Genomic DNA, 12,983 nt, shown 5'->3' with positions numbered 1-12,983 from the left:
GTACTAAAAAATGAGTAAAATTAATAAAAATTAATATTTTTCCACATTAAATATTTTTTATATTTTCTTTAAAAGCATTGTTTTTATTGAATATTTTTATTGTTTTCCACATTATTAACATTTTATGGTGTAAATCATTTTTTATTGTGGAAAGTAATAAAATTTCATAATAAGCAAATTTTTGTAAAATATCGAATGTTTTTAATAAATGTTTGAAATTTATGAGCAATAAGTTAAACTTTAAAAATTTTAGAAAAGTGAAGTTATATGAGTAAGTACAAACAATAATAGAATCTAATTTAAATGGGAATTTTATTGGTTTATTTTATTTTTTTGTTATAATTAGTATAATTTAATACTTACAATAATCCTATATATACTAGAAATATGGTCTAGTGTCTATACAATTAACCTTAAATTAAATACTATAGGTCTTAATTTATTTTTAATTTGTTAAGACCTTTTATTAATTGGTTTTAATGGTCATGTTTCTTTTATTAAATTTTTTGTATTAAATATTTTGGAGGAAAAAACATGCAAATTAAAAAATCTTATACCTTTGATGATCTAGTATTAGTTCCACAAAAATCAGATATTTTGCCATATCAGATTGATTTAAGAACTAAATTAACAAAAAATATTGAGTTGAATATTCCTTTTATATCTTCAGCAATGGATACTGTTACTGAATCAAAATTGGCAATTGCAATTGCTCGCGAAGGTGGTATTGGAATTATTCATAAAAATTTATCAATTGATAAACAAGTGGCAGAAGTTGAAAAAGTTAAACGTAATGAATCCGGTTTTATTATTAATCCAATAACATTAAAACCAACAATGACTGTTCAGGATGCTGAAAATATTATGGCTCAGTATCGTATTTCGGGTCTGCCAATTGTTGATGAAGAAAACAAATTATTAGGAATAATTACAAATCGTGATATTAGAGCATGTCATGATTTAACTGCTTCGGTTGATAAATTTATGACTGTAAAAAACTTGATTACAACTCATGAAAATATTGATTTAGAGAAAGCAAAAGATATTTTGCTAAATAATCGTATTGAAAAACTGCCAATTGTTAATGAAAAAAATATTTTAACTGGGTTAATTACCATTAAAGATATTAATAATCGTGATGAATATCCTAATGCTTGTAAAGATGAACAAGGGCGATTACGAGTTGGTGTAGCAGTTGGAATTGATGAAAGTACATTATTACGTGTTGAAAAACTTGTTGCAGTTGGAGTTGATGTAATTGTTGTTGATTCAGCACACGGTCATAGTCAAGGTATTATTAATATGGTTCAAAAAATTAGAAAAGCTTTTCCAACCATTGATTTAATCGTTGGGAATGTTGTTACTGCTCAAGGAGCGGTAGATTTAATTGCAGCTGGTGCTAATGCAATTAAAGTTGGTGTCGGGCCAGGAAGTATTTGTACAACAAGAGTTGTTGCTGGAGTTGGAGTTCCTCAAATGACAGCTATTAATGATGTCTATGAGGCTTGCAAAGGAAAAGAAATTCCAGTCATTGCTGATGGTGGAATTAAATATTCTGGTGATGTTGTTAAAGCACTTGCAGCTGGTGCTAACGCTGTAATGATGGGTTCAGTTTTTGCTTCAACATTTGAAGCACCCGGTGAAGAAATGATTGTTGAAGGTAAAAAATATAAAACATATATGGGAATGGGTTCATTAGCTGCTATGAAAAAAGGTAGTGCTGATCGTTATTTTCAAGATAAGAATCGTAAATTAGTTCCAGAAGGAGTTGAAGGACGAGTTTTATTAAAAGGTAAATTAAGTGATATTTTATTTCAATTTATTGGTGGTGTACGAAGCGGTTTTGGTTATTGTGGTGCAAAAAATATTTTAATGTTACAAAAAACAGCTCAGTTTGTGGAAATTTCAAATAATGGTTTAAAAGAATCACACCCCCATGATATTGCAATTACCAAAGAACCACCAAATTACACAAAATAATATTATTTTAAGTAGAAAGATAAATAGGGATAAGAAACATAGTAGCATCTCTATTTTTTTTATTTTTAAAAAAATATTTTTTTAATTGATATTTTTTATTAATTAATATATTATTCATATGATGTCTTAATAATTTATATTATAAGGAGGTGCTAGTAATGAAAAGAACGTGACAACCAAGTAAAATTAAACATAAAAGAACACATGGCTTTCGAGCAAGAATGGAATCAGCTTCAGGCCGTAAAGTTTTAAGTAAAAGAAGAGCGAAAGGAAGAAAAGTATTATCAGCTTAAGAAGGTTGATAAAATACTTTATTTTTCTATTTGTGTCGAAATGTGAAAAAAAAATTTATTGTTAAAAAAAATTATGAATTTCAAAAAATAATAAATAACCGTTTTTTTATTAAAACTAACCCTTATTTTATTTATTTTAAAAGAAATGATCTTAATTATCATCGTTTTGGAATATCTGTCGGTAAAAAATTAGGAAATGCCGTTGTTAGAAATAAAGTAAAAAGACAGATTCGAAGTATGTTAAATTTTGATTTTTCAGCAACAGAAAGTTACGATCAAATCATCATTGTTCGAAAATCATATTTTAGCAATAGTTATTTAATTAATAAAGAAATTTTATTAAAGCAAATCAAAATGTAAAAAGGAGGCGAAATAGTGAACTATCGTGATTATATTTTCTCAGATGGGAAAAAAACACGAAAACCTTGATATTCAATTGCCTGGAAATGAACAAAATTAGTCTTGTATCTTTTTTTAATTATATCAATGTTATGAGGTTGTGGGCAAATGATGGTTCCAAAATATGGAACTGCCCAAATTTTAGATGTTTCTGGTCAAAAAGTATATAAACCAGGAGTTTTCTTTGAAATTATTTTAGGATACGCTAATGTTGGGAAAGAACACTTTTTTCATTTTGAAAATGGACAATTATATGAATATCCATATTTAGCAATTAGAACATGATCTGATGCTTTTGTTAAAACATCTTCACCGTTTTATGGTTGTTTTGTATTCCCTGTTGCTTGAATTTTAGTTAATTTAATTTATGGTTTTGGTGGATTAGACAATGGTGCAGGAATTATTGGTGCACTGTTCTTAACTTCATTAATTGTGCGTTTAATTACTTTAATGTTTAGTTGAAAAGCACAACGAAATCAAGACAAAATGCAATTAATGCAAATTAAACAAGCAGAAATTCAGGCCAAGTATAAAGATTCAAAAGATCCGGCGGCAAAACAAAAACAACAAATGGAAATGATGCAGTTGTATCGAAAAGAAGGAGTTTCACCATTATCAACAATTGGTTCTTCCTTTTTATCAATTCCGTTTTTAATTGCGATGTATACTGTTGTTAGAGCAACACGAGAATTAAAAATGGCCACAATTGGGCAAATTTCTTTAATTGAAAAGCCATGAGATATGATTACTAGTGGAAATTATGTTTATTTAGCTTTATTATTTGTATATTTGCCAATTCAAATTCTTTCAATGATTTTACCAACTATTTTAAACCTTCGTAAAACAAGAGTTATTACAAAGGAACAGAAAAAAGCACGTAAACGGCAATTTATTATGCAAGGAGTAATGATTGTTGTCTTCTTCGTAGTTACAATTTCAATCGCGTCTGGGGTTGCTATTTATTGGATTTTCTCAGCCTTTATTCAAATTTTACAAACATTAGGATTTCATTTTTTACGAGTTAAGAAACGAAGTAAAAAAAATAAAAACAGAGAACCATTTGGACAAAAAATTAAGCATTTATTTGTTCGAAAGCCACATTTAAAAACAACTAATAATAATGTTGAAAATATTGAGATTACAAAAACAAAACAAATAAAAACAAATAATGCCGATAAAATTTCTTATAATCCGGTTAAATCAAAACCTAAAAAATCTAAATTTTCTTTACATAATAAGAAAAAAAAATAAAGATTAATGATTTTCATAAAAAAATTTAAGTCGCAAAAAAATTAGAGAATTTTTAAATAATTCAAGTAAAAACTTTTTTTATAAAACTGAATTATCAACAAAATGATTTTTCCAGCGAATAGAAGTGACCTTTTTTGAAATTAATGATATTATTTCTTTTTGTAAAGAACATTTAGACAGTATTATCAACGATATCTTATTAACGAAAGATTATGAGATGTCTTTTTCATATTATAATAAACAATTTTTAATTACATTAAATATTAATATTTTTGATTTTGTTTTTATTCTAGAAACATTATTGCATACATATGTTAGTCGTAAATTTCAAAATGATTTTAAATTTATTATTATTTTTAATTATGATAAATTAATGTTAATGGAAGCTGTGCAAAGTGTTGTTAATAGAGTTTTATCATCAAAAAAAGAGCAATTGTTACCTGTTATGAATAAAGAACAACGAAAATTAGTTCATAGTAATGTTTTAAAATTTCCAGAAGTAATTTCAAAGTCAATTGGCTCGGAAAATACTCGCCAAATTATACTTAAGTATAATTATAAAAAATAATTATTTTTTATGGTTTAATAATATGAATTATGTAAAATGAAGCGTAACAAATCTTTATTAATTAAATAATATAATAAAAATTACAAAAATCAACCATAAATTTAAAAAAATTAAAAATATTTTAATTTTTCTTTTATTTTATCCATATTTAAACACACTAAAAAAATAATTTTATAATTTTAATGACATATTTTATAATTTAATATACATTTTTAAATATTTATTTTTTATATATTCTGCAAAAAAATTTCTTTAGCACTTAGTCGGAGTTTTTCATTTATTACATTATTAACTACTCAATCAATTTGTTTTTGACTAACATTATTAAAATCAGTTCCAAGAGGAAATCATTTTCTAAACTCACCATTCATATTTTCAATTAAAGGTTTTTGACGAGGTTTGCTAACATCACAAAAATATACTTGTGTTTCAGCAAATATTTCCATTTCTCGTCATTCACTAAATTCTTTACCTCCATCTGTTATTATTCCTTTTATTTTTCCAATTAAATTATTGTTTATAACAATATCTTTAAACTTTTTCTCAACTTCCCTAGCAGTATGATTTTCTAATTTTATTGCAAAGTATTTTTTACTTGATTGTTCTACTAAAACTAAACAACTAGATTGATGGTTTTTTCCAATAACAGTATCCATTCCTAATCAACCAACATTAGAAACTTTATTTTCAATATCTCAAATTGACTTAAAATCAGTTAATTTACCACTATTATCAGATTTTCCTTTTGTTTTATATTTTTTACCACGATGTCGCAAATTCTGTTTTAAAAAACCATAAAAACCTAAACGAATTTATTTATACAATGTTTTAACACAAACCCGAAATTTAACACCAAATTTTAAAAAATAACGATAAATAAATTCTCTCGGAGCATCATGATATTTATTAAGTCTAATTTTCATAAAATTAATTTGTTCTTCAGTAAATTTACATCTTTTATTATTCTTTTTTCTTTTCTCATAATACATTTCATCTGACTTATAAGCACTATATTCTTTAATAGTTTTAAATCTCTTAATTTCTCTTAAAATAGTACTACGATGTCTATTCAAAAATTTAGCAATTACAGAAATATTCTGTTCACCATTCTTTTTAAAAAATATTTTTGATAATAATAATAATAATAATAATAATTGTTCTAATTTAACTTTATCCATAAAACTTAAATGACTATACATAACATTTATATACCTTTCATTAACTTATAAAATTAATATTTAATACAAAATAATTGATATATAATTGATATATGATAAAATCAATTATATATAAAACAATAAAAAGGAGCAATCGGATTAACCGCAACAAGTACAACATCATTAATTAGTTGTCAAAAACCAAATAATAATGAAAACGGGGAAGGAGATAATAAACCAAAACTATCATATAATCCACAACAACCACCAGAAAATAGTAATTGAAAATTAAGTGCTCGTTCTATTTTGCCAGATAATAAATGATATATTGCAATTGTTAAAAAGCAACGAACTGATGATTTTTCTATTATAAAATTTAATTTTTCAGATAAATCAGTTTGAAGTGTTGGGGCACCTTATCATACAATTAATGGAGTATGATATATTGTTAATTTGTTTTATCAATGACAAGGAAATAATGAACCAGAATTACCAACCATTAACAAAAACACTGGTGAAATTACTGATTGAAAAGAATAAAAAGGAACTAAATAACAGTTCCTTTTTTATATTAATCGCACAAATTTCATAAAAATAATTAATAAAAAGATATTTGTTATTGTACTATACAATGCTGGATTAAATTTTCATACCTCAAATATTTGACTAAAAAAACTATATACTGCTTCAAAAACCTTACCAACACCACTCTCTAACTCGTTAACTTGTTTAATTCCAGGAATAGTGTTGACAATTCAAATCACCGCATTTTTAATGTGAGTTTCTAAATCTCATCAACCTTTAGGAGTTATATATTACACTTGAAATCATTGTTTATCGGGGAACAAACCACCATTATTAATTTCTTGTCAGTTATAAATCCCAAAATTAAAATCATAATATCGGTACATATTATTCTCTTTTTGTGCTTGCAATTCAAAAACATTATAACCAATTTTTTGTTTTTCAATTTTTTTTATACTTTAAACCATATTTATCTTTTAAAGAATATTCAAAAAAATAACCCGAATTTGAATTAATATCATAATTATTAGCAACCGAAAAATTATAATTAAAAACACTACCATAATTATTAATCGTATAAAACCGATTTTTAAATGCTGAATATAATTTAATATCTAATTGCTTATATTTATCAGAAAAATAAAAATATCGTGGATAAATTTTAAAACCATTATTTACTAATAAACCATATTTTTTATTATAACCTTGAACATAAGTATTATTTTCTAAATCAAAAATCTTACGTAAATAATTAGTATAAAATTTCTGTGAAATCTTAAACATACTATTTAATAATTTATTAAATTGTAATTTATCGTTAATATTTTCACTCAACAAAATATTATTAAAATTTTGTAATTTCAAAGCAAAAAAGTTAACTAAAACAATATCATATTTTAAATTATCAATATATCCATTTTCAATAAAGGAACTACGATTTTGAAACACTGGCACCAGAGCACTTTCAAAAAAAGACTGTAAAAACTTAGATAAATCAAACTGACCGCTAAACTGTTGAAAATACTTTAAATCTTTACTATTTAATGATGAATAAATTGAACCATTAAAATTAAAAACTTCACCAGCTCTTGTTCGCATAAAATTAAAATTAAAACTTAAATCATCATTATTAACATTATTTAACTCTAAACTACCAGAAATAATTAAATTTACCTCATCAACAGTCAAAATCATCCGATAAATTGATTTTTTAACATTTTTAACATCCAATTCGTCAACCGTTTCAAAATCAAAAATTATCCGCTTTGTACCAACCTTATTCGGATTTTTATAATCCGCACTACCGCCTTGCTGAACCCTAGTATTTTCTAGCAAAACAGAATATAAAGATAAATCAATAAATTCTTTTACGCGATTTTGTTGATAACTATTTCAATCAGTAATTTCACCAGTGTTTTTGTTAATAGTTGGTAATTCTGGTTCATTATTTCCTTGTCATTGATAAAACAAATTAACAATATATCATACTCCATTAATTGTATGATAAGGTGCCCGAACACTTCAAACTGATTTATCTGAAAAATTAAATTTTATAATAGAAAAATCATCAGTTCGTTGCTTTTTAACAATTGCAATATATCATTTATTATCTGGCAAAATAGAACGAGCACTTAATTTTCAATTATCTACTTTCAACTTAACTCTTGGATAATAATTTTCTTTATAACGGTCAATATTTTCCACAATTTTTTTAGATACATCAAACAACTGATATTTTAATGCAAAAGCATAAATAAAATCAGTTAAATCATTCAAAAAATTATCTTTTTTAACATCATAAAATTTTTCAACCATAAACTGATTTTTTAAACTATGTGATTGTCGATAATAATTTAAAAATATTTCATTAGGTTTATCATAAACAACTCCGGTTGAATAACTATCTTGTAAAAAATCCAAATACCATTTATCATTAAATGATAATTTTTTTGATGTTTTTAAAGTTGGATTAATAAAATAATTTGTTTCCGATCAATTTTCAAAAAAAACTACTGCGTAAAAACATTGTATTAATAAAATCAGTTTCATTAATACCTTTATCAGTACTTATTCTCTTGTTTAAGCGTATAATGTTCCTCATTTAAGTGCCTACGTTAAAGTAATAAATGGAATAACCAAACCCAAAAAACTTAAAATAAATATGGCAAATAAAGATAACGATTTTTTCATAAAATCAACTCCTAACTATACAATGTTTTTGAAACAATAAACCCAATAATATATAAACTTGATATTGTTAACATTAACGGATGACTAAATAAAATTGCCATTCTACCAAATAATCAAATCAACCAAGTATCAGAATTATATAAATCCATAATAATATTTTTTGCCGATGTAAATTGATTAATAATAACAGTAATAAAACCAGTTCCAAATATCGCAATCGCCGCCGCCAATAAAACTAATTTAATCATTACTTTTTATCTCCTTTAAATTTAGTACTTCTAATATTTTTTGCTTGATATCTAATACTTTGTCGTTTAAGTTCTTTTTTAACGTGCTGCTTATTACTATTTTGATAAACATTTTTACCAACATTAATACCTTTTCGTACAGTTGACGAATATACTTGTGAAACACCATTATTAACTGTTAAACCTAAAATATTATATTGTGTTGATGTGCCATGAATTACATAAATAGATAACTTAATAACCATAAAAAAGACTAAAAAATAAGCAATCAATGTATTTGTCATCGGTAATTTTGTATTTCAAATTACATCAAAAATAAACAAAAATATATCAAAAACAAAACTAAAAATCTTGTCTCAATTACTATTATTATTTTCAACTAATAAATTAATCATCTTTACCATTCCCTTTCTCTTTTTTAGGTTTTAAATTCTTTTTCAAAATATCAATATCAAATAATTCTAATCGTTCTTTAACACTTAATTTTGTAATTTCCGACCAATAATAAAATTTTTTATCAACAATTTCATCATTTTTTAAATCACGCACAAACTTTAATCATTGACTATCATACTTATTAGCCAATTCAAGGGGAATAATTATTTTAAAAAACCGAATTCCTAACCCAACATCTGACTTATGTTTTGCTCGTTTACCTTCTGCTGTTCGTTCTACTGATTTTGTTTTTCAAATTTCATAATCCGTTATATCTTGGAAAATCCCAATTCGCATAATAAAGAAACGATTAAAAAAATTAAATCCTTTTTTAGCAACGGGTTTTTTCAGTGAAATTGGAATAATAATCCCACTTGCTAACTGGCGAATATTGTTTTAAATCATACCTTCACGCTGAGCAGTAAACAACGCACGATTACCAAAATGTCTCGCTAAAACAATTCATGGTATTTTACCACTATGAACTTTTTTTCATCATGTGGACTAGTTCCATCAATATACAAAAAAAATCAACTTCTTTCAAAGTTGATTTGTTGCACTTCGATTACAAAATGCAACCTAAATGATATGCCTGAGATCCAGCTAAAAATCCTAATCAAAATGATTTAATTGTACCTTCAATTGATGGTAAACCTAATCCAAAATATGATCCAGAAGTTAATCCAGAGACTGGTAAAAAACTCAAATATTATGAGTAAAGAAAAAATATAAATATCCTTTTCTGTTAGATCCTTTAAATAAATATGGAGAAGTTATTGACCCTAAAAGAAATCCTGGAGATTATGACTTAGGATTTTTAGCAGAAGGTTCAGTTGTTGGAATGGGAGTTCAGCAGCTATTTAACCCAGCAGAAGTTAGTGAGGTTTGACGAGAAGGGGTTGACAGTAATTTAATTAGTCCTTCTAATCAAACAGAACGTGAGCAATTAACTAAAATAAAACCTGATTCAGTTAATAAGTATTGATCTTGAGAAGGTTTTTGACATTATATTACAAAAACGAATGATAATTTAGCATATGAAAAATATGTATTAATTGGTGCAAAATACCAAGATAAATATCCTCGTTTTTTAGATATTTTAGGTAATAATAACATTGCGGTTGATTTTTGAACAACTATTCATGGTATTCATTTAAAAAATTATTTAATTGATTATAAAAAACTTGATTTAACTAAGATTAGTAAATTAAATTTTGAACAAGTTGCTAGTTATTGAAAAGAATATACTTCTTATATAATTGCTCAGCGTATTCCGCCAGATCCAAATCCAGCTGATTTCGTTGATATTTCTGGTAATTTTCCCGCAATTAAAATGAACGAAATTGATGTAAATAAAATCCGTTCTTTAGTTTTAGCTTATGCTCAAAATTATATTAATCAAAAAGCAAGCGAGGCAAAATTAGGTATTGATTATTATGTGGTAACAAAAGAGGGGATTGATATTAGTAGTAATGTTGATGCTTTAAAACCATTGTTAGATAATCTAACAGAACCAAAATATCTTGATATTATAATTAAAACAAAGCAATTTTCCTCTATACTAATTGGTGAATCTAATGGAAGTATTAAGAATTCACGAAATTATGATCCAGAAAAAGTAAAAGATTTGTCAAAAATTAAATTTAATAATCAAAAATTTAACTTTGCTGTTTTTTCAATTGAGGAAATGAAAAATTGAATTATAAAATATATTAATCTTGGATTAAAAAAATCTGGTTATACAGATTTAGTTTTTAATAAAGACTATGGAATTTCAATTAACGATATTCCGCCAACTGATGAAAATCATAATAATGTTCTGGGTTATTTTAATGATGAAATATTTTCAGATTTCTTAAATAATTTAGAAAGGTCTAAAAAAATAACCATAGTAGTATATGCTAATGATGCAAGCGATTTATCGGAAGGAAAAACCGAATTTGTTCTTGAAAATTATATTAATGGGGACAAACCTGATCCTGACCCAACGAATTCGACCAACCCTGTTGATTCGATTGAACCAAACCCTAATCCAACTAATCCGACAAATCCAGAAATACCAACATGGGGAGATAAAAAATATTTAAGATGATTGTTACCAGTTATTATTATTCCAATTATTGGAATAATAATTGAAATAATTTGATTCTATTTTCGCTTTAAGAAAAGAATTCGGTAGTGTAATAATTTACTTAAAGTTAGGGGAATTACAAAATAATTCCCTTTTAATTTTTCAAAAATCAATAAACATTGTGGAAATAAAAAAATTAAAATTATAAATTTTGTTAAATACAATAGTAACTAAATTAGATTTAAAAGAGAATAATATTAAAGTATTGGAAATAAAATAGATAGTCATTCATTATTATTTAAATTTGATTAAATATTCACATTTTTATATTAGGGTATTTTTTATGTTAAATTAGCACTAAAATCAAGATAATTATCTATGATATTATTAATGATTTAAATATAAGTTAAGCTATTAAAAATTGGCTTTTTATAAATAAATTAATTGTAACACTTGAATTTATAATTTATAGTTTGATATAATATAATGAATTAATAAAAGAGGAGTTTTATAAAATGATTGAAGATACAATAATTGCCCCAGCAACTGCAATGGTAAAACAAGCAATTGCAATTATTCGCATGTCTGGGGTAGATAGTTATAAAATTATTAATAAAGTTTTTTCAAAAAAAGTTATTCAAGAGGGGAAACAAATTTACTATGGTTATTTACGAGATGGTAAAGAGATTATTGACCAAGTTATTTTATTTTGTTTTCAAAAACCTAATTCTTTTACTGGAGAAGATATTATTGAAATTAATTGTCATGGTGGTGTATTAGTTACAAATAATATTATTAAGTTATTACTAAAAAATGGTGCACGTTTAGCAAATAAAGGTGAATTTTCGCAACGAGCATTTTTAAATGGAAAACTTAATTTAATTCAAACAGATGCTATTAATAACTTAGTTAATGCAACAAATGACACTAGTGCAAAAATAGCTTTAAATAATTTACAAAATAAAAATACTTATTTAATTAGTACTTATCGTGATGAACTGTTAGATATTATTGCAAATATTGAAGTAAATATTGATTACCCTGAATATGATGGTGTTGGTGATTTAACTACGCAAGAATTAAATCAGCGTTTATTAATTTTAGAACAAAAAATTAATGATTTAGTTAAAATTAGTAAAGTTGGGAAAATGATCGATGATGGTATTAATGTCTTAATTTTAGGAAAACCAAATGTTGGAAAGTCATCATTATTAAATGCATTAATGAACGAAAATAAAGCTATTGTTTCTGAATTGCCAGGAACAACAAGAGATATTGTTGAAGGGAAGATTAATTTAGGACCATTAACCCTAAATATTATTGATACAGCTGGTTTACGTGAGACAGTTGATAAAATTGAGCAAATTGGAATTGAAAAAGCACGTCAACAAGTTATTAATGCTGATTTAATTTTAATTGTCGCTGATAATTATGCTGATTTAATTAATTTAAATCTGGAGCTTAAAGAACTAATTAAAAATAAAGAATATTTGTTAGTGTTAAATAAAACCGATTTACTTAATATGCAAACACAAAAGAAAAATTTACAGCAAAATATTCTTTTGATTTCAGCATTAAAGCGAGATATAAAGTCTCTTATTGATAAAATTTTAAATTTATATAAAACTGCACAAATTACAAAAGATGATCAACTAGTTTTATCAAATATAAAACAAATTTCTTTATTAGAGAAGGTAGCAAATTCAATAAAAAATGCATATAATAATAGTACGAGTGGGTTTCCGGTTGATATTATTAATGTCGACTTACATGAGGCTTGAGAAATATTGGGTGATATTCTAGGTGAAAACTATGAAGAAGACTTATTAACAACAATTTTTAGTAAGTATTGCCTAGGAAAATAGG

General features: G+C 25.1%; 9 protein-coding genes, 4 pseudogenes and 1 riboswitch. Of the genes and pseudogenes, 8 read left to right on the top strand and 5 right to left on the bottom strand.

Features of this window, described 5'->3' with window-relative positions:
* The first annotated feature begins 350 nt into the window (after positions 1-350).
* A riboswitch (purine riboswitch) is annotated at positions 351-448 on the top strand.
* Between the two features lie 86 nt (positions 449-534).
* From guaB to SCITRI_RS09290, 5 genes are all read left to right on the top strand, one after another.
* Entirely contained in the window at positions 535-1,980 is a 1,446-nt protein-coding gene (guaB, locus tag SCITRI_RS09310) for an IMP dehydrogenase (RefSeq protein ID WP_071938037.1), read from the top strand.
* 158 nt (positions 1,981-2,138) lie between these two features.
* A complete protein-coding gene (gene rpmH, locus SCITRI_RS09305) occupies positions 2,139-2,273 on the top strand; it encodes a 50S ribosomal protein L34 (RefSeq protein ID WP_004028019.1) in 135 nt (44 codons plus the stop codon).
* Between the two features lie 42 nt (positions 2,274-2,315).
* A complete protein-coding gene (rnpA, locus tag SCITRI_RS09300; RefSeq protein WP_071938073.1) occupies positions 2,316-2,633 on the top strand; it encodes a ribonuclease P protein component in 318 nt (105 codons plus the stop codon).
* Positions 2,634-2,648: 15 nt separating this feature from the next.
* Positions 2,649-3,923 (top strand): membrane protein insertase YidC, encoded by a 1,275-nt coding sequence (gene yidC / locus SCITRI_RS09295; RefSeq protein WP_071938036.1) that lies wholly within the window; start codon positions 2,649-2,651, stop codon positions 3,921-3,923.
* Positions 3,924-4,047: 124 nt separating this feature from the next.
* Complete coding sequence (locus SCITRI_RS09290) at positions 4,048-4,491, top strand: R3H domain-containing nucleic acid-binding protein (protein ID WP_237237975.1); 444 nt, start codon at positions 4,048-4,050, stop codon at positions 4,489-4,491.
* Between the two features lie 227 nt (positions 4,492-4,718).
* Here SCITRI_RS09290 and SCITRI_RS09285 read toward each other — a convergent pair.
* Positions 4,719-5,690: pseudogene (locus SCITRI_RS09285) on the bottom strand (IS30 family transposase).
* 264 nt (positions 5,691-5,954) lie between these two features.
* Here SCITRI_RS09285 and SCITRI_RS09280 point away from each other — a divergent pair.
* Positions 5,955-6,188 carry a DUF3688 family protein gene (locus tag SCITRI_RS09280; protein WP_071938035.1) on the top strand — a complete coding sequence of 78 codons (234 nt, stop codon included), beginning with the start codon at positions 5,955-5,957 and terminating at the stop codon, positions 6,186-6,188.
* A gap of 26 nt (positions 6,189-6,214) precedes the next feature.
* Here SCITRI_RS09280 and SCITRI_RS09275 read toward each other — a convergent pair.
* From SCITRI_RS09275 to SCITRI_RS12365, 4 genes and pseudogenes are all read right to left on the bottom strand, one after another.
* Positions 6,215-8,363 (bottom strand): annotated as a pseudogene (locus SCITRI_RS09275) (spiroplasma phage ORF1-like family protein).
* An 11-nt stretch (positions 8,364-8,374) separates the two neighbouring features.
* Entirely contained in the window at positions 8,375-8,611 is a 237-nt protein-coding gene (locus SCITRI_RS09270; protein ID WP_071938034.1) for a hypothetical protein, read from the bottom strand.
* Positions 8,611-9,006: a hypothetical protein gene (locus tag SCITRI_RS09265; RefSeq protein ID WP_071938033.1), complete on the bottom strand. Its 396-nt coding sequence runs from the start codon at positions 9,004-9,006 to the stop codon at positions 8,611-8,613. Before SCITRI_RS09265 ends, SCITRI_RS09270 begins: the two co-directional genes overlap by 1 nt.
* Positions 8,999-9,573, bottom strand: a pseudogene (locus SCITRI_RS12365) (hypothetical protein); the annotation flags it as partial. The pseudogene SCITRI_RS12365 and the gene SCITRI_RS09265, both read right to left, overlap by 8 nt.
* A gap of 51 nt (positions 9,574-9,624) precedes the next feature.
* On the opposite strand from SCITRI_RS12365, the pseudogene SCITRI_RS09255 reads away from it, so the two are divergent.
* Both SCITRI_RS09255 and mnmE read left to right on the top strand, forming a co-directional pair.
* Positions 9,625-11,225: pseudogene (locus tag SCITRI_RS09255) on the top strand (Mbov_0399 family ICE element protein); the annotation flags it as partial.
* 407 nt (positions 11,226-11,632) lie between these two features.
* Positions 11,633-12,982, top strand: a complete 1,350-nt coding sequence (gene mnmE, locus SCITRI_RS09250) for a tRNA uridine-5-carboxymethylaminomethyl(34) synthesis GTPase MnmE (RefSeq protein ID WP_071938032.1) — start codon at positions 11,633-11,635, stop codon at positions 12,980-12,982.
* The last annotated feature ends 1 nt before the right edge of the window (position 12,983 follow it).

It is taken from the genome of Spiroplasma citri (assembly GCF_001886855.1).
GTDB lineage: Bacteria > Bacillota_I > Bacilli_A > Mycoplasmatales > Mycoplasmataceae > Spiroplasma > Spiroplasma citri.
This window is presented reverse-complemented; position numbering and strand designations above follow the sequence as displayed.